The organism is Parachlamydia acanthamoebae (assembly GCF_000875975.1).
GTDB classification, from domain to species: domain Bacteria; phylum Chlamydiota; class Chlamydiia; order Chlamydiales; family Parachlamydiaceae; genus Parachlamydia; species Parachlamydia acanthamoebae.
Genome location: NZ_BAWW01000066.1, coordinates 186,867 through 206,018, shown reverse-complemented (window position 1 = coordinate 206,018; position 19,152 = coordinate 186,867). Strand labels below are relative to the sequence as shown.

At 38.6% G+C, this 19,152-nt stretch carries 14 protein-coding genes and 1 pseudogene; 10 read left to right on the top strand and 5 right to left on the bottom strand.

Annotated elements, in window-relative coordinates; translation table 11 throughout:
* Positions 1-20: 20 nt before the first annotated feature.
* A complete protein-coding gene (locus AOM43_RS10555) occupies positions 21-1,220 on the bottom strand; it encodes an amino acid permease (protein WP_013924333.1) in 1,200 nt (399 codons plus the stop codon).
* 123 nt (positions 1,221-1,343) lie between these two features.
* On the opposite strand from AOM43_RS10555, the gene AOM43_RS10550 reads away from it, so the two are divergent.
* A complete protein-coding gene (locus AOM43_RS10550) occupies positions 1,344-5,048 on the top strand; it encodes a DEAD/DEAH box helicase (protein WP_059360220.1) in 3,705 nt (1,234 codons plus the stop codon).
* A 103-nt stretch (positions 5,049-5,151) separates the two neighbouring features.
* Positions 5,152-5,857 (top strand): annotated as a pseudogene (locus AOM43_RS14135) (SDR family oxidoreductase).
* Between the two features lie 60 nt (positions 5,858-5,917).
* Here AOM43_RS14135 and AOM43_RS10540 read toward each other — a convergent pair.
* From AOM43_RS10540 to AOM43_RS10530, 3 genes are all read right to left on the bottom strand, one after another.
* Positions 5,918-6,241: a hypothetical protein gene (locus AOM43_RS10540; RefSeq protein ID WP_013924336.1), complete on the bottom strand. Its 324-nt coding sequence runs from the start codon at positions 6,239-6,241 to the stop codon at positions 5,918-5,920.
* 734 nt (positions 6,242-6,975) lie between these two features.
* Complete coding sequence (gene der / locus AOM43_RS10535; protein ID WP_013924338.1) at positions 6,976-8,442, bottom strand: ribosome biogenesis GTPase Der; 1,467 nt, start codon at positions 8,440-8,442, stop codon at positions 6,976-6,978.
* 371 nt (positions 8,443-8,813) lie between these two features.
* Positions 8,814-9,041 (bottom strand): hypothetical protein, encoded by a 228-nt coding sequence (locus AOM43_RS10530; protein WP_059360215.1) that lies wholly within the window; start codon positions 9,039-9,041, stop codon positions 8,814-8,816.
* Positions 9,042-9,289: 248 nt separating this feature from the next.
* On the opposite strand from AOM43_RS10530, the gene AOM43_RS10525 reads away from it, so the two are divergent.
* From AOM43_RS10525 to AOM43_RS10495, 7 genes are all read left to right on the top strand, one after another.
* The gene (locus tag AOM43_RS10525) at positions 9,290-9,787 is read left to right on the top strand and encodes a GNAT family N-acetyltransferase (RefSeq protein ID WP_006340343.1); all 498 of its coding nucleotides are present in this window, start codon (positions 9,290-9,292) and stop codon (positions 9,785-9,787) included.
* A 12-nt stretch (positions 9,788-9,799) separates the two neighbouring features.
* Positions 9,800-10,120 (top strand): ASCH domain-containing protein, encoded by a 321-nt coding sequence (locus AOM43_RS10520; protein WP_006340344.1) that lies wholly within the window; start codon positions 9,800-9,802, stop codon positions 10,118-10,120.
* A gap of 104 nt (positions 10,121-10,224) precedes the next feature.
* Positions 10,225-10,908, top strand: a complete 684-nt coding sequence (locus AOM43_RS10515; protein ID WP_059360213.1) for an ASCH domain-containing protein — start codon at positions 10,225-10,227, stop codon at positions 10,906-10,908.
* A gap of 70 nt (positions 10,909-10,978) precedes the next feature.
* Positions 10,979-12,079 (top strand): WD40 repeat domain-containing protein, encoded by a 1,101-nt coding sequence (locus tag AOM43_RS10510; RefSeq protein WP_006340347.1) that lies wholly within the window; start codon positions 10,979-10,981, stop codon positions 12,077-12,079.
* A gap of 432 nt (positions 12,080-12,511) precedes the next feature.
* Positions 12,512-14,365, top strand: a complete 1,854-nt coding sequence (locus AOM43_RS10505; RefSeq protein WP_059360211.1) for a SulP family inorganic anion transporter — start codon at positions 12,512-12,514, stop codon at positions 14,363-14,365.
* A gap of 133 nt (positions 14,366-14,498) precedes the next feature.
* Positions 14,499-15,998 carry a WecB/TagA/CpsF family glycosyltransferase gene (locus tag AOM43_RS10500; protein ID WP_226987494.1) on the top strand — a complete coding sequence of 500 codons (1,500 nt, stop codon included), beginning with the start codon at positions 14,499-14,501 and terminating at the stop codon, positions 15,996-15,998.
* 28 nt (positions 15,999-16,026) lie between these two features.
* The gene (locus AOM43_RS10495) at positions 16,027-16,368 is read left to right on the top strand and encodes a hypothetical protein (RefSeq protein ID WP_013924342.1); all 342 of its coding nucleotides are present in this window, start codon (positions 16,027-16,029) and stop codon (positions 16,366-16,368) included.
* A 61-nt stretch (positions 16,369-16,429) separates the two neighbouring features.
* On the opposite strand, the gene AOM43_RS10490 is transcribed toward AOM43_RS10495, so the two are convergent.
* Positions 16,430-17,200 (bottom strand): hypothetical protein, encoded by a 771-nt coding sequence (locus AOM43_RS10490; RefSeq protein WP_059360205.1) that lies wholly within the window; start codon positions 17,198-17,200, stop codon positions 16,430-16,432.
* A gap of 174 nt (positions 17,201-17,374) precedes the next feature.
* On the opposite strand from AOM43_RS10490, the gene AOM43_RS10485 reads away from it, so the two are divergent.
* The gene (locus tag AOM43_RS10485; RefSeq protein ID WP_059360202.1) at positions 17,375-19,132 is read left to right on the top strand and encodes a hypothetical protein; all 1,758 of its coding nucleotides are present in this window, start codon (positions 17,375-17,377) and stop codon (positions 19,130-19,132) included.
* Positions 19,133-19,152 lie beyond the last annotated feature (20 nt).

Sequence of the window (19,152 nt, the reverse complement as noted above, 5' to 3'; positions counted from 1 at the left end):
AAGCGAATTATCAGGATTAATTAGCTGATTAATTTCTGAAAAGTCAAAGTCAATCCTACTATGATTTCAAATATAACAAACAGGAAGAGAACGCTCAACAAAAGTCTTCCTCCCCACAAAGCATATGGGCCCTTTAAACCCAAACGGTAACGTCCAGACCATACCATTAAAATCGGTAATAAGCCTAATAAAATAGCACATCCAAATCCTCCTGCATACTCTAATGCCGTTAAAAAAATATGCGGAAAAGTAAAGGCAATTGCAAGAGGAGGAATAAAAATGAGTAGGCAAATAAAAAACTTGCCCATCGCTGTTTTTTCAATTTTGAGGCCATCCGCCAAAAAGTCGAGTAATCCTAGGGTAACCCCAAAAAAAGAGGTCACAAGCGCAAAAAAAGCAAAACACTGTCCCACAATATAGACAGAGGGGTGATCAATAAAGTATTTAAGAGGTTGCACCGCCGTATCTCCATTCTGGAGGGCTTCTGCCAAACCACCAGGACCATAAGTCGGCACAATTCCCAAAATTAGCCACTGCCAAATGATGTAGGCAATGAAAGGAATTGCGCTACCAAACAAAATGGAAAATCGAATCCGTTTGGTATCAAAAGACATGTAGTGCACGAGCGTAGGAATAATCCCTTGGTAAGCAAAGGCTGTAAACGAAACGGGAAGCCCAATCAGTGCTAGCGTCCAATTACGCTCTCTTAAATTTTGAGGATCCACAAACGGGACGCCAATGACAACAAAGGCACAGAAAAAAATGGCAAGTCCCAGCATGAGATAGCTATTGACCCTGCTGACAACATGGGCTCCCGCAAAAACAATTGGTGCAAAACAAATTACAAATAGCAAAGAACCCTGCCATTCAGAAATCGAGTGCGGGAATAAATTGACGACTAAATCTCCACAGCCCACAATGTAAGCGACTGTTAAACAGTAAAAAAGGAACAAATAGACAATCCAGGCGACAATTTTTCCAGGTAAGCCTAGGGTTTGTTCTGCCATGGAAACGATATTCGATTCCTTACCCATCCAAAGAGAGATTTCCAAAAAGAGAAGGCCGGTGCAAGCCATAAAAAGCCAACAAAGTAGATAAATGACCAAAGAAGGAAGAAATCCCCCAAGGCTGGTTAAAACGGGAAGTGCCAGCATTCCACCTCCGACTGAGGTCCCAGCAATTAGCAGTGTTCCGCGAATGATATCTCTAGTTTGGCTCATATATACCTTAAAAAAAATAAATAAATCTCTCAGTGAAAATACGTGTAAAAGTGTATGTTCTATTGCAATCTTTTTCAAGTTGTTTATTCTTCGGTTAAAGCCGGATTAGATAGGAGTTAATCTATGGTTGAACTTCCAGAGTTTTTAAAGTTCTACCAGCAAAGTGCGGAAATCGCATGGAAAAATCATGCAATTCGTGATTTAGAATTTTCTGGTCCCACTTACCAAGTTCAGGTAAAAGACCCACATACGAAAAGAAAAGAGTGGGCGTTTTTACAGCTAGATGAAAAAGGGCAGATAAAGGATTGCTTTTGCTCCTGCATGGGAGAAGAAGAAAATCCTGGTTGTTTGCACCTTTCTGTTGCTTTTTTAGGCATTTATGGAAAGCATCACGAGCCTCTACATCAACGTTTTGAACGTTCTTTGTGGAACCAGTTATGCCGCGGATGTGCCATGCAAGTGGGCTACTCCTCAGATGTGATGACGAAGGTTGACGACACCCTTTATGTGGGAAGTAAGGATGCAGATGTTTGGGTAAAACTCGAATTTCTATCTGCTGAGGTGCAAACGCGTTGGCATCAAATTTTGGATTCTCCCCTAGATGAAACGGAAGAGACCTCTTTAAAATTTTCCAATCTCACACAAGAGGAGCTCATGCAGTGGAGGTCTGGGCAACCGAGCCTTGGCTTGAGCTATGTACTTTCTTTTTGGAGCGATTTAGCAAAATGGCTGATGGAAATGCAAGAATTAGAGCGTTCATATACCATTGATTTTCAGGGTATTACAGGGGAAATTCCTGGTGGCATTTCGATCCAATTTCAAGAAGTGCACCTATACTTTAAACTATCCAAAGATATCCTAGAGCTCATTATTCCTGCGTTAAATACTGTCCACTCTCCTTTAAAAGTGTTTTCTCTTCCCGAAGAGGCCATCGATCAAATTGAATTTGACGATCAAAAAGGAACTATGGAAATCCACATTGCCGAAAACGGCTCTTGGATTAAAAAAAATGGGATCCATTTTCATGAATGGATGTATTTTCCATCCGAAGGATTTTATGCTTTAACTCCTGCTCATCTTTTTCCTGCCAAAAAATTGCACGGAGAACAAATCGCTCAGGCTTTGGATAACCATCATGCTTTTATTAAATCTCGTTTGAAGAAGGTTCAATTAGAAGCAACCCCGCATCCCCTTTCCTATACATTTCAATTTGATACACACTGGAATTTGCACATTGAAGCGCATTTATTTGAGCGTGGAGATCTCTCTAAATCGGGATCCTGGATTTTTGGCGATTGGATATTTCTCAAAGCACAGGGCTTTTCCCGCATTGAAGGGAAGTTTTTTGAGGAAATGCACGTCGTTGTGGCAAAAAATGATATGAATGATTTTGTGAGTCAATATCGTGTATGGCTCAATATGCAACCAGGTTTTGAAGTCCATTTAACGGGCAAAGAGCCTCGTTTGGGCTATATTTTGGATGATGATAATCGCCTGCATTTTTTTAAATCGGTAGAGGGAGAGAAAGGGGTAATTAGAGGGTGCGATTTCGGGGCCTGGGTCTATTTGGAAGCTGAAGGCTTTTATCCCAAAGCTGAAGCGAGTGCTCTTATTGCCGCCCATCCAGGTTTATCGATTTCGGCCGAGCAGCTCCCTTTGTTTATCCGAATGAATCAAGATGAATTGCATCTGATCCCACGATTTTTTAGTGACAGTTGTCCTGTTGCCAAATGTGGCCTGGAAATTTCGGTCAATGACGATCAAGAAGTTATGATCAGTCCCAAATATGAATATACCAAGGGATATCAGCCTGAAAATGTGCGTATTTTTGAAGGCTTTTCCTTTGTAGAAGGAGAAGGCTTTTACGAATTAACGGGTGAACGTTTTCTGCCTGAAAAATACCGTTTCCCATTTGTCGTTGAATCCAAAAGACAAGCTGAATTTTTTTCAGAAGAATGGGAAAGCGTAAAAAAATATGCCTGGACAATTGATCCTAAGCTTGGGGTGCCTCGTTATCAAAGTTTAGTCATCCTAAATCTCATCAAAAAAGAGGTTCTGGAGCGAGGATGGTATGTTCTTAAATTGGCATATCAAACAGATAAGGGGATGGTTGATATTCCCACATTTTGGCGCGCCCTTAAAAATAACCAGCGTTATCTTTTTACAGATGCAGGCCGTTTTGACCTACTGGAAAAAAGGTATGAATGGCTGCGTATATTTGATAAAAAGCGGATCGATCTGCGTTCAAGAAGCATGGCAATGACTGCTTTGGAGCTGATTCGGCTGCAAATTTTGGAAGATGTGAATTTAAGTCATCTCGATAAAGCTTCGTTAAGCGTTTTGCAAGAGCTACTTTATTTTCATCCTCGAGAATTTCCCGATCTTCCCCAACTGAAATGCCAGCTGCGATCCTACCAGCAAGTGGGCGTTTTGTGGTTGTGGTTTTTGTATCAACACCATCTTTCAGGATTTATTTGCGATGATATGGGCTTGGGTAAAACTCACCAAGCCATGGCTTTAATGGCTATGATCCAGGAATCACTAGCTAAACAAAAAAATAAAATACAGGCCAAATTTCTCATCATTTGCCCCACATCCGTCATCTACCACTGGCAAGAAAAAATGGCGATCTTCTTGCCTTCTGCCAAAGTCTTTACTTTTTATGGAAGTGGAAGACGTTTGGAAGACTTTGATGAGCAGTATGAGGTAATGTTGACTTCCTATGGAGTATGGAGAAATGAACAAAAAGTTTTAACTAAAGTGTCTTTCACCGTCGTTTTTTTTGACGAAGTCCAAATTGCAAAAAATCATACCAGCCAAATCTATTCCTCTTTGATGCATGTAAAAGCCGAAATGCGTATTGGCCTAACCGGAACACCCATCGAAAACCATTTAAGGGAGCTGAAAGCTCTGTTTGATATTGTGGTCCCTACTTACATGCCGAATGATGCTTCCTTTCGGGAATTTTTTATCAAACCGATTGAAAACCAAGGAAGTGTAGAAAGAAAGCAACTGCTTTCTCGTTTTGTAAAGCCATTTATTATTCGAAGAAAGAAAGAAGATGTGCTGCTGGATCTGCCCGAAAAAACAGAAGAAATCTCTCACTGCACTTTGGTGGATGATCAAAAACATTTGTATGTGGAGGTCTTAGAGAGATCCCGAGAAAAAATTCTGCAAGTTTTGCATGATCGCACGATTGCCATCCCATATATGCATATTTTTGCCTTGCTTTCCTCACTCAAGCAAATTTGCAATCACCCCGCGGCCTTTTTAAAAACACCTGAAGAATATCAAGATTATTCCTCTGGTAAGTGGGATCTCTTTAAAGAATTGCTAGATGAAGCGCGAGAAAGCTCGCAGAAGGTTGTGGTTTTTTCTCAATATTTGGGTATGCTCGATATTTTTGAGTTGTATTTGCAACAAAATGGGATTGAATACGCCACTATTCGCGGTTCAACCGTCGATCGAAGGGCTCCCATCAAACGCTTTAATCAGGATCCCAACTGCGAGATTTTTGTCGGTTCATTGCGTGCAGCTGGATTGGGAATTGATTTAACCGCTGCATCTGTAGTTATCCACTATGACCGCTGGTGGAATGCAGCGCGTGAAAATCAAGCCACTGACCGGGTGCATCGGATGGGACAAACACGCGGAGTCCAAGTTTTTAAATTGGTTACTTTAGGAACGATAGAAGAGAGAATCGATCAGTTAATTTCGCAAAAAGGGCAGTTATTGGAGGATGTTGTAGGGGTAGATGAACAGCAAGTGTTAAAACAATTCAATCGAGAAGAATTGATTCAACTTTTACAGTTCATCGATTTAGGTTAAGGGATTTTTCTCCAATGAAACGGACCATGCTTACTGTTTTTGTTTGGATTAATTTATGAGGACCTGGTCATGATGATTTTTTTAGAAAAAATAAGGGGGCATCGTGGCAAAGATCTCTATTATCGGTCGCGCAGTTGCGAAACGATTAGCTTTCGACGGCTTTTCTGTCGTCGTTAATTACGCTAACAGTGCAAATCATGCAGAAGAGGTTGTTGCAGAGATTAAGTCTTCGGGTGGAAATGCGCCATCGCCTTGAAGGGGGGCGTCGCTAATCCTATGGATGTTGAGTACTTATTTGAAGAAACTCTGAAAAAATTTGGAAGAATCGATGTGGTCGTGAACAATGCTGGTGCCATGTCACTTTCTCCTTTGAGGAGATGTAGAGCTTTTTGATAAAGTTATTCATACAAATTTGCGAGGAACATTTTTGGTGTCAACACAAGCTGCAAAACGCGTTGCTGGGGGAGGGAGAATTGTTGCCTTTTCAAGTAGCGTATTAGCGAAATCCTTTCCAGCATATGGTTCCCTATATTGCGTCAAAAGTGCGTGTGGAAGGCTTGGTTCACGTGCTAGCTAACGAGCTGCGCGGTCGAAACATTACGGTCAATGCCATAGCCCCCGGACCAGTTGCTACAGAACTCTTTCTTGATGGCAAAAGCCAAGAGCAGATTGCTCAAATTACGAAATTGGCCCCTCTTGAGCGGCTTGGTCAGCCCTAAGATATTGCGAATGTTGTGTCTTTTCTTGCTGGGCCAGACGGTGGGTGGGTGAATTCTCAGGTTCTTCGTATCAATGGGGGCTTTGCATAGATAGAGGATCAATGGTGGCTGGGGTAATTCTGGAGAGATGCCTCTCCAGAATTTGTCAAATTATTCAGGGCAACCACAGCGATAAGGGCAATACCATACACTGCACCCTTCACAAAAAAAACAGACGGTGGAATGGCCGTTATCACACCAACAGTCGAGGGGTTTAAAAATATAAATTCCTTCTGAATCACAATGAATGCTAGAAACTGGATGTTGCACTCCATCAATATTTACAAACAAACCGGATAAAGTTGTGAGAGCATCTTGGGGTTGGATATAAATTTTGTTTGAAGTGTTAAGTTTTTTTTCGGAAGCAAGAAGATTGTCTACAATTGAGCAAAAGAGCAAAGCACCAAGAATAAAGGCTGCTAGAAGCTTTTTCATGACTCTCCAATTTCAGTTTGATTAATTGAAATGTATCTATGCTCTCGAAATGGAGATCCATTTGAGAAAATCTAATTTTTAGACTCTGCGTTATCTTGGGTATTTAAAGAATTTATGTAAATAAATAATGATAGGGTCTTTTTTGAATGAAGAATGAATTCATTGCGGTGATCAAATCTATTCCAGCGAGCTATGACTTATTTAAATCAATGACCTTTAATAAAGGGCGATTTAGTTTATTAATTGTGCATAGTTTTTGCGAAAATGCTGCAATAGAACCCCTCCATTTTTTTTGAAGAGGTAGTATGTCTCTAACTGTAAAAAACGATGATAAATTACCCAAATCCTTTTTTAGGAAATCGGAAACCATTTATGAGAGATAGTTTAATAGAATAAATTTGAAGTGCGGGTAGAAAAATTTTCATTATGTCAAGCTTGAAAACTCTCAATTGAACAGTGGAAGCTTTCTTTTTTTAAGGCTTATCCCGTCATCTATCCCACCATCGAATCTCTGAAGATGTCAAATTTTTTTGCAGCCGCACGCCCACAACTTAAAGTCCCAGTGAATCCCAGCATTTATTCCCTCGTATTTTAAGTGTCTAAAATGGATGCAAAAAATTGGGAAAATTAACAGATGATGAGAGCAGGACTTTCAGTGAGAGTCAAGAAGGCTGATGAAGGATGTTGATTGAACATTCCGCTCAATCAACATCCTTTCCCATTTAGCTGACTTTTTAAGGCCAGTTTAAATTATTTTCATCTTCTTCATCCCAATCGGATAATTCGTCGTCAACTTCGAAAGGTTCTTCCTCTTCACTTGGGGTGAAAGCCATTTTAGGGGGTTTTGGACGCGCTTGTTCGCGGGCTTCTTCTTGCTTTTCTTGACGGGTTTTTTCTTTTCCTTTTAAGTGCATCAGAATCGGCACGCCAGTGAAGCCGTAAGCTTCCCTAAACTGATTGTATAGATACTTTTTATAGCTCTCCATCATCAAGTTTGGATAGTTCACGAAGAGGATAAATTTAGGAGGGTTAACTGCCACTTGAGCCATGTAATAAATACGTAAACGTTTACCCATCATCATCGGTGGGTGATTTCGCTGCATCGCAACTTCTATAAACTTATTCAATTGGTGAGTGGTAATCCGTTTTTGTGAATTTTCGTGAACTGTTTGAATTTCCTCAAAGATCTTCTCGACATTTCGTCCTGTTTTTGCGGACATAAAAATCTTGGGGCAGTGATTAAGGAAGGAGGCTTCACTTTCAATTTCTTTGAGGCAATGCTCCATTCGGAAGCCTTTAACAAGATCCCATTTATTGAAAAGTAAAATGCATCCTTTTCCAGCTTCTTCAATCAGATTAGCGATCCTTTTTTCTTGAACTGTGATCCCTTGTTGAGAATCCAGAACCAATAAACAGATATCTGCTCGGGCAATTGCACGTTCTGTACGAATCGCGGCAAATTTGTCCACGACCTCGTGTTCAGAGTGTTTTCTACGGATTCCAGCTGTATCGATAAGCGTGTAGGCATGTTCGTTATGTGTAAAAGACACATCTACGCTGTCGCGTGTTGTCCCCGGAATGGGACTAACGATGCAACGTTGTTCATCTAAAAGGTAGTTAATCAAAGAGGATTTTCCGACGTTGGGTCTTCCAATAATCGCGATTGCTAATGGCTTATCTGTTTCTTCTTCCCCGATTTCAAGGCTTAAAGGATCTAAAGCGGCTTCTAAAAGTTCGGCAATGCGCCAGCTTTGTGTGGCGGATACGGCAACTTTATTTGTGATCCCAAGAGATTGGAACTCATAAATAAGGTGCTCTTGGGAAGGATGGTCGATTTTATTAACAGCTAAGCAAAGTGGTTTTGAGGTGCGCAATAAAATCTGGGCAACTTCATGATCCAGAGCCGTTAAACCGACATGCGAATCGACAACCATCACAATGGTATCGGCTTCCTCGATGGCAATTTCAGCTTGTCTTTTGACTTCTTCATTGAATGGCGCATCAGAGCGAGGGTTAATTCCGCCGGTATCGATGACTTGAAAATGGCGACCAAACAAATCTGCCTCGGCGTAAAGACGATCTCTCGTCACACCTTCTGCTTCATCCACAATGGCAATTTTTTTCCCGCAAATCTTATTGAAAAGGGCGGATTTTCCCACGTTAGGTCGGCCAACGAGAGCAAGTTTTGGTAATCTTGACATAATCAAATCTTTCACCTTAAGTTTTATGAAGTTACTTACTATAAAGAAATAAAGCTTAAAAATAAATAGAGTATTTGATTTTTAGCGAATATTTGAAAATTTGAATTTATCTTATTGGTTATATTTTCGCTGTTTAATAGCTAAAATATCAAAAGATTGCCTACTTTGTTGTCGAGCCGCCCTAAGCATTTCATCTCATTTTATTTGTTCGATTTGCCTTATAACGAGGTCACCAGCTTCATTAGTTGATCTGCAACTAATGTTAAAACACTAAACATGAGATGGCACGCCACTTTAACAAATCCACGAACCCTAATTTTACAAGCACCAAACTTATCTTTCAAACGTGCATTGGCTCTCTCCTCATCCTTTTAGAGCTCCTTTTTTTTCTTACTTGATTCAGTCATTTTAGGTTTTAGCTGGGCTTTTTCTCTAACCTCAATTGCTGCAGAATCCCATGAATTATGAAAAATAACCTCATCTCTCAACGGTTTTTTGATCAGTGCTTCACGCTCATGTTGTGGAAGTGCAATATCAGCAAACTCTGCAAATGCTCTTGAAAATGTCGATTCGCTTAGGGATTTGGCAAGACTTTTCAATCCATATATTTTTCTCAGGTTTTTATCCGAATTTTAGTCGCTATTCAAAAAACGGTTATGTCAATATTGAAAACCATCTTGGCTACAAATGATCTCTCCATTGTACCGCGTGTTTTTGTTGACAATATTTTTCCAACCACATAGGTTTTTGCACAAATATTTAAAATTTAAACTTCTCTGAAATAAAATAAATTTTACTGTAAAGGTTAAAATTTGATTCTTAAAAAATTTAAAGTAAAAAGGTTCTTATGCATACTGAAATTTCACTTTCTTTTGTACCTGTAGATGGTACGCATTCGCTATTTAAGCAAGTAGAAGATTTATTTAATTCAACAATAAAACCCCTTTATGGAGATCAAACACAAGCTCTCCATAAAATTAGTCTGTCTTTAGATCGCAAATGTGAATTATTAGTTAACGGAGAAAATATTGCAGGGATTATTGTTTATAAAAAACAGCCTACACAAGAATTCCAAGAATATTCTGATGCATTTGAACTGAAAACTCTCTTTGTTGTTGATGCTAAAACTAATTCAAGGAGAGGTTTAGGAACCATTTTATGGAATCGTGTTAATGATGTCGCTTTGCAAACAATTGGAATCAAAAGAATAGCTGTTACAGTATCCGAAACAAAGACAGAATCATTAGCATTTTTTCAAAAAAAAGGTTGTGAAATTGTCAAGTCTTTTCCCGACAAATATATAAAAGGTATAACTGAGCACCTTCTCATTAAAGAACTTAAGTAAAAAGATAAATCAATGTTAGACATTAACGTAGAAGATCAATTTTTCAAGCTAATTAAGCAAGGAAAGAAAACAGTTGAAGGCCGTTTAGCCAAATCCAAATTTTTAAATTTAGCACCTGGTGATTGCTTAAGGATAAACAATCAGCTCATTGTCTTTGTTCAAAGGGTTGATTGCTACCCTTTTTTTCGAGATATGCTCTTCCATGAAGGGCTTAAAAATGTACTGCCTGGTTGTGCCAGTCTCGATGAAGGTGAAAATATTTACTATCGCTTTTATTCGAGAGAAGACGAAAAAAAATTTGGTGTAATTGCTGTAAAATTAAAGCTTGAATAGAATGGTTGAGATTTGTAAGATCTTTTTTCTCACAGTTACCCATTTTGGTTGCATCGAAACCTTATTGCAACATCGCATGATCAATAACAAATTTAAGGAAGAGTATGAATCATAACACCATTCGGCCCAGATTTTTCCCTAACACCACAGTCCCATCTACGCATATTTCAAGAGAGCGTTCAGCGAGAATTTTTAGCAGTGATTTTTCTTCAACAGAAAGAATAAATCGGTCATGGTCTTCTAGAAGTGGCTCAGGGAGCCTTGATGGAAAAAAATTTACATTAATGAAAAAGTATCTCGATTTAATCAGAAGTGGACAGAAAACTGTTGAAGGAAGGATTAATTCTGGTGCTTTTAAATGTGCAAGGATTGGTGATCGCATCACATTTTATTGTAGGTCATCGGCTCCTGTCCAATGTTTAATTACAGACGTCAATACATATCCCTCATTCAAAGAAATGCTTGTTAAAGAGGGTCTTAAGGCATGTCTTCCAGACGTAACAGACCTCAGCAAGGGGATTGAAATCTATGAAAAAATTCCGGGTTACAAAGAAAGAGCCTCTCAACATGGTGTCATTGCGCTAAAAGTTTCGCTTGAAGTTCCTAATGAGCAGCCGAACCAAAAAGAACAAAAACGTATTTTTGAGATTAGTCCGTCTTCTAATGAGTCTTCTAGAAAAAGGGCTAGAGAGCAAGAACGGTCTGAGCCTAAAAGAAAAAAAAGACGGGATGAATCGACGATTCTAAGTCATTCTTCCAAAGCTTCTGTGATTAATCTAAAAAGTTAAGTTTGGTAAAGAGAAAGAGACTGAAGTTAATTATAATTTCAAATGGTTTAATTTATATTTAAGGTTTAAAATGACACCCACTTCTTGGCAAGATCCTCTTACAAGTTCTTGCTTTACTTCGATAAGTCAGGCCTTTGGAGTTATTGAAAATGTTCATAATGACGATGTACATGGACTGATCAAACTAGAGAATAACACTTTTGTTAGCGGATCTAAAGATACGACGCTTAAGATATGGGATGTTGATTGGAACTGTATAAGTTTATTAAGGCATCCACATGAGCGATTGCAACCCAAGAGCTACTGTCATTGGATTACTGCTTTGGCTATTGCCGAAGATGGGCAGTGGATGAGTGGAACAAGAGATGGTAGCCTTGCTCTTTGGTCTAGTAGTGGGGGGCTGGTTAGCTGGCATCAAAACAGTTTTAATCACAATGTGAAAAGTAAGGATAGAAACATTTGTCGTATTAATTGTTTAACAACAATTCCGCGCAAGGGGGAAAGCCTTATGTTTCTTTCAGGTCTTCCCGCTATGATGGCGACGTGGACAACAAAAATAGATAGAAATAAAAAAGTCGGAATTAAGCGATTATCGGGCTTAGATTTTTCTTTGAGTAAAAATGACTGGGTTTATTGCATTAAAGCCGTTTCTTCAAGAAATGATACTTTTTTTGTTGCTACTGGATCTGATTTAGATGTTGTTAAAATGAAAAAATTACCGTCGGGTGACGTAGTTTCGTGGAAACAAAAAGAAAAAGTTGTGAGAGAAGCATTAAATACAACCTCTACTATTAAACAGAGACCTTTTATTTCATATCTAGAAAATCTTTCAGAGGAAACACTAGCTATTGCTGCATTTTCTGGAAAAGTCTCTTTATTAAATATTGAAACAAAAAGGATAACAAATTCTTTCCGTGCCCATAGTGGGAGAGTTTGGACAATTTGCAAAATTTCAGAAACTTTTTTTGCAAGCGGTGCTGATGATAAATCGATTGCATTTTGGGATATACGACAAAAAAGACCCTTTCATTTTTTAAGAGGTCATAGTGGAAGGGTTTCATGCTTGCTTAAGGTTGCTGACTTTAAAGTTGTCGCTGCTTCCTGTCCCGATAATTGTAGGGCAGTCCATAGTGGAGCTTCTTTTACAATCTGGGATTTACGTAACGATTGAGGGTCTATAAATTACAAGTGAGAAATACCTAATTGAGTTGATATCTTTTAGAGTTAGCGCTCTAAATATTAGGATGTTAAGGGATTAGTTTTTGTGTTATTTGCATTGGCTAAATGCTTTTAATTACTTTCCTCTAACGTATATTAGCATTATTCTTAAGCCCCTTTTAAAGTGAGCATCTTCTTGTCTTAGAATTTTTAATCATTAAGGAAAATTTGTAAGCAAATGAGACTTTTCTATAGTAATAGGAAGTGCAAATATCTTTTTAAAAGTTATTTCTTTTAAAAAATAGTAATATCGAATACAATTAACTTTTATTTTTTATCAAATTTCGGCATTTGTGTTTTTTAATGACAAAATGCGCCTTATCTATGCTAAAACTCAAAAAGAAAGCTGCAGATTTTTTTCTAAATGCTCATGGAGATGACTGAAATGGGCTCTTCGGTTGATCGCATCTCATTTTTTACATCCTTAAAGGATTTGAAAAATTATTCTTGGGGATTTTTAGCTCAAGACGTTAGTGCCGGATTTTCAGTCGCCCTGCTAAGCGTTCCTCAAGCCATGGCCTATGCAATGGTTGCGGGGCTTCCTCTTTCTTGTGGCCTTTTGGCGGTGATTTTTTCTTCTTTAATTGCAGCAACCTGGGGATCTTCTCGTCATTTAATTGTAGGGCCTAGTAATGCCATTGCCATCATGGTTCAGTCGGGGACATCGCAAATTCTTTTTAATTATTTTCGAGATCTTGATGGACCCGAAAGAGAGTGGATGGCGGTCCAGATTTTAACGCAATTGACCCTCCTTGTCGGAATTTTTCAGATTTTAGTGGCTTCATTTAAATTGGGACGCTTGACGCAATTCGTGAGCCATTCTGTTGTTGTTGGATACGTTGTGGGAACAGCCATTGCGATTGTCATCGATCAATTTTACATATTTCTTGGAATTCCTCCTATGGAAGGGGTGCATGCATTTTATGAAAAAGCCTGGTACTTAGTCTCGCATTTAAGCCAATTCCATTTACCTACCCTATTAATTAGCTTGGGAAGTTTGTTTTTGATCGTTGCTTTTAGGCAAAAAGACAAACGGATTCCTGGAGCCGCAATCGCGTTCGGATTTATGGCGATTGTTGTCCAACTAATGGGGTTAAATGTTGAGGGGGGAGAATCTTTTGTGGGAGAGCGCCTGCAACAAGTCGCGTTAGTCGGTGATACTGGTGAAGTTTATACTGGATTGCCTGCGCTTTCGTTTCCTTATTTCAACACGCGCATTTTGAGTAGTGTCGTCCCCGTTGCTTTTGCGATTGCTTTGATGAGTATTCTTGAATCCGCGGCTGTTGCTAAATCAATTGCGGCCATCACAGGCCAGCGGTTATCTCTTAATCAAGATATTTTTGGGATTGGATTAGGAAATTTCTGTGGTTCTTTTCTAGGCGGAGCAATGCCTATTTCAGGAAGTAATTCTCGCAGCATTTTGAATTACATTAGCGGGGCACAAACCCGATTTGCAGCTATTTTTGGGGCCATTTTTGTTGCCACGTTTCTACTCGCCTTTGGATTTTTTATTACACGCATTCCCGTCGGATCTTTAGCGGCTCTCTTGATAGTGACGGCAGTCAGTATTGTCAATCGCAAACAATTTTTACTCTGTTTAAAAGCGACGAATTCGGATGCGCTTGTCCTTTGGATTACGATTCTCTCTTGTGTATTTTTGAGCTTAGACGTGGCTTTTTATATTGGCGTCGTCATTTCAATTACTCTTTATCTTAAAAAAGCGGCAATTCCTCAGCTAATTGAATATGGTATCGATGACTCAGGTAAATGGTGTTCCGCTGATGCAGCCAGAAAAAACGACAAGAAAAAAATTCGAGTCATCAAAGTCAAGGGGGAGTTATTTTTTGGGGCAGCAGATCTTTTCCAAAGTACTCTAAAATCAATTGCTGAAGATGATACAACAACGAAAGTGATTATTCTTCAGCTGAAACATGCGCGCGATCTCGATGCAACGGGTTGCTTGGCTCTACATCAACTTTACAATTATTTACAAAGCTCAGGCAGGCATCTTATATTAAGTGGCTTAACCTTTCCAACATGGGAAGTCTTGAGCAATTCAGCTTTAATCGATCTGATCGGAAAAGAAAATCTGTTCTTCTTAAACGAAAGACGTCCGCATCTCCACATGAAAAAAGCATTGAGAAGGGCTGAGTCTCTTTTGTGTGCTACTTCAACTTCTTTGGAATCAGAAAGTTTGGATCTGGCCGGGGAGAATTATCTAGAAGCTCGCGCAGATTAAAAAAAAAGATAATCCCCTATCTTGCAATCAACTTATTTTTTTGCAATAGTCAGTTTATAAGAGAACATCTTGTAGATTTTTCTTTGCGCAAAACATGTTTGTTGCAATTCAAATTAAATTGAGGAAAGAGACCATGCATCCTCGAGCTCTTATTTTGCTGGGAATTCCTGTCAGTGACTTAACGCAAGAAGAAGCAGTCCAAGTCATTCTGAAAGCGATGGACACTCCTGCAGCCCAAAAAGTTTCCCATTATGTGTGCTTTATGGACATGGAAAAACTCATGCAAATTTGGGGATGGGGCTTAGAAACCATCGAGAACCGTGAACTATTAGCGATGGTTTTTAAATCATTTCTCGTTTTGCCAACGGATCGCTCACTGGCGTGGTTAAGCAAAATATTAGGAAATCCCTTTAAAGAGACGATCGATGGGAACGTATTTTTATCTCAGTTAATAAAAGAATTAGCAAATAAAAAAAAGTCCATTTTCTTTCTAGGAGGAAATGAGGTAGAAGTTAGGGCCTTTGCAAATGGCCTTAAAAGAAATTATCCAGGAATTCAAATTGCAGGAATCGAATGTCCTCAAGTACGTCTTGAAGGTGAGAGCCTCGCTCATATGGATGATTTGGATAATGTCATCGTCGAAGATATTAATAAAGCTGCTCCTGATTTAATTTGGATCCATTTGGGCAGCCCGAAACAGGAAATATGGTTTAAACGTGTTAACCAGCGTTTAAAAGCTCCTGTGACAATCGGAACGGGAGATGCATTTCACTTTTCCGAAATAGATGAGACTTATCCACAAAAAATACCGAGCTTGTGGCAAAGGACTCTGGGGACGGTGAAATTTTCCTTGCTGACCCTTCCCTTGATCGGCTACCAGAATTTGTTAAGCTTATTTTATCGACATAAAATTGCTAACTCTGTCGACGCAAGTGTTAAAGATCCTCTTTTATTTCTTTCGTCCGAACAAAGCTTTGTTGTCTTTCAGCTTCCTCCCATATTGAATCGGAGTGCCAGTGATCAAATTATGCGTCAACTAAAGGATGCATTTGGCCACCCTTGCCTTATCTTTGATTGGCGTGATGTTGTTTACTTCGATTTAGAGGGACTTAATTTTTTGATTCAAATGATGACGAGGGTTTGGAAAGAAAAAAAAGAAATCTATTGTTGGGGATTGGCATCTCATCTGAAATACTTATTTAAATTGCAGCGCATTTGGCCCCTGTTATCGCCCCATTTCTTTGATACTCCGCCCCAGTTTATTCCCCATTTTTGTGAAAAAGAAAGCGTTAGAGATCATCTCTACCTTTCGATCCAGCAAAAACATGCACATGTTATTGTCACGTTTTTCGGAACGATGGGAAATCAGTTCAATTACACAAGCTATCTAGCTAGCTGGATACCCATGATCGAAGATAAGGGGTGCATCTTAGATTTTACTTACTGTACAGCAATTGATAGTCGAGCATTCGGATTTTTGCTGCAACTAAGGAATTATTTAAAATCTCATCACAAACCTTTGAAAATTTGCGGTCTCAGTCGCAGTTTAAAGCACGAATTCGTCTTAGCAAAAGTGAATGATTCATTCAAATTTTTTCATAATCTAGAGGATGCCCTAGCTAAAGCCTCTTAATTTAAAACTCAAGCCATTGGAGGAAAATATGAGAAAAAAAATCATTCTTTGGATGGTTATTGGGTTATGCGCATGTTCTTCAATCGTTTTTAGTGAAGATGTTTCTAAAGAAAAACCTAAAGAAGAGGTTGAAGAAGAAGAGCATATTCATGATGAAGAAGTGGCAGATCGGAATTCCAAAGAGCGAGATCAGAGAAGTTTGTATCTTCAAAATCAAGACAACGTGCGTCGTAGAGCGGAAATGCGCTACAGCCGTTGGCAAAGAGCTCAAAGAAGACAAAACCGGTGCTGTCGCGACGGTGCTGCAGTCGAATTTCCTTCTTCAAATCAATCCATTGGTCTTAGCGAAGAAATCTTTGATGTAGAATAATTACGCATGCAAATAAATGATTATTCTTCAGATCCGTTGAGGAATAATCATGGTGTGTAACTTAGGACTGAAAGGCTTCAGAAAAACTTTTAGGTAATTTTCCTCTTTGAATTTCATGAAAATCTTTTAAGCTGAATGCCTTATAATCCATACCAATATGCATGCCATTTCCACCATGCATATCAATTTCATGTGGAAATAAGATATTGAGGTAGACTTTATCAAGAAATCTTTTTTCAATATTTTTATCTCTAGGAACGAGTAGAATTAAAATTTTAGATTTTTCTTCGGGAGTCAGGTTTAAGACTAGATTAGGATCCCATTGCCCATCGTGACCAAAGATGATATCCGATTTGTCACCGCTTTGAAAAAAACAATAAACTTTATCGTAATGGCAAGATGTTTCTTTGTGTCTCTTTAAGCCAGTAATAATTGTTTCAATCCATCCATTTATTTCTGATCGGTGAGGCCTCAGAGGGGGTTGATGTTTTTGAACAATCACATCCCATTTAGGTGAGGGCTTGACCTCTCCACATACCTTTTCCATGAAAATTGCGGCGAGATTTTGAGAATCAGAAGAGCTCGCATTCAGCTTATTTAAAAGAGCTTTTTGATCAAATCGAAATGTCTTGCTATAACCTGAAGATTTAAAAGTTACGAAGTTGATGATTTTTTGAATAAAAGAGGGCGGTTTTTCATTAGGATTTACGATCTTAATTTTCACCTTTTTATTGAAAAGATTTAGAATACCATTTTTTTGCAGTTCCTTATTAGGATCGAAATCTGATAATTTCTTATTAAATTCATTAAAATCCATTCGATATGTATGCATAAATTTCCCCTTCTTTATCTAAACAAATTATATCTGAAATTTTGAATGTTTTCAATTTCAAAAATCTGATTTTTTAAAATGTTATGAAAATTGATGAAATAGAAGGCGTAAGTGATTGAGATAAATTCATGGATTAGTTATAATTTTTTTTAAGTTTAATAAAAAGGGAATTATATGAATTTTAATAAGTCTATTTCTGGAATTAATGCATTTACAAATCACCCGCTATGGCAGGCTGCTGAAAATTATCTGCGTGTCGGCAATAAGACTTATCAAGTAAGGATGATGAGCGAGAATACTATGGTGCTTGAAGCCAAAGTTAAAAAAACAAATTTTGTATTACTTGCGTTAAAAATGTTTTCCTATATCTCGATCGCATTACCTGTGGGAGCCTTGATTATTAAACATCAACATCGGAAAAAGCACACCTTCAAAATCATCGAGCTCGCAAGCCAAGTTCCCCCAGAAAAAAGAAATGCGGCCGTATATAAAGCTTGTTTAGAGACTTTTTCAAAAAAAAATGAAGATGTTTTAGGGAATGTTTTCACTCAGCTTAAGCCAAGGTATTCTCAGCATTTTTTCGAAGCAAAGAAAGAATTAGATGAATCTCTTCAAAGTTGCTCAACTTATTTCCAGTCTCAGGATAATGTGATTCAAAATATCCACTCAGCTCTCCAGGGGATTTTAGATCATCCGCGTTCGCAAGAAAAAATCGATCATGCTCGAAATGTTTATAAGGCATTAGCTTTTTTTCTGCGAGCACATACGAATGAGGCCTCCATCCCTGTTTATCGAGATTATATGGAAAAGAATTGTTTCTTTGACGGAGTCCATTCAATACATAAGCCGAGCTGTTATCTCTTGCAAGGAGAGAGCGTCTCTGCAAGTGAAAAGGAAAAACATGTTGTTGTCTTGTTTTTACTCAAAAAATTAAGAAGGCAAATTAAGCTTGCTTCTAAGCACGATAAAATTGCGAGCATGATAGAAAATTCAGCGGAAATTCAAGAAATTTCCCAAGAAGTTGTGAAAAAAGCGTTAGCTTACCTGAATTTAAGTTGGCTGCACGGGACAAAAGCCAATGTGATTAAATCTGCGTGTGAAAAAACGAATAACAAGTTGCTTTGTGTAGGAGCATTACGACAACTTCAAGTGCAAACATTATCAGGAGAATTGCGGGAGGGAGCAGGCGTGAATGGAATTAACCAACGCTTTCTTTCTGGTGTAGGTTTGTCCTCGGCTTCTAGAAGTATTAAGTATGCTAAATCTTTCAGTTTTGATTTAGAAGCTGAACTCAGTCGTTACCAACAATTTCTCACAACAGAATTGAGCTTTAAGACCCACCGAGATTTTTTAGATGCCGCTTCACTTGGACGTACTGTTGAAGCTTTAAAGCGGATTAAGAAATTACAGCCGGAAACATTTGAGCAAGATAAAGAATTGATCATCAAAAAGATTGCAGAAATTCGTGCTGGAATACAAAAAATGTTCGATGAAAATGCTGATGTGCTTTTCGCGCGTATGCAATTGTGCTATGGAGTTTCCTTTTACAATTACATGAAATCCTTTGAAGAGCTTGAATCGATTTTTGGGCTTGAAGCGGAGGTTATTGATCCTGAAGATCAAGAATTAGCTAAAATTGGGGTTGTGGTTGCCTCAAAGAATCGCCAAGGAATTACGTATGATTTGAATCCCGCATACGAAGAAAGTGAAGAGGTTTATATGGGCGGCATTGAATTAGCGAAAGAGGCTCAAGTGTTGTTTGTAAGGAATGAAGATCTTTCCAAGGTACAAGCACTTGTTCAAGCAGTGGGTCTTGAAGAAGTCACAGTGGAATCCATGGATGTTCTTAAAGCGGCTTCCAAAATGGATCAAATTTTAGCGCCTTATTTTTACGATGTTTATAATATCCGAAAGTGGAAAACTGCGGTATGATTTCTGCTAAATAAAGCCAC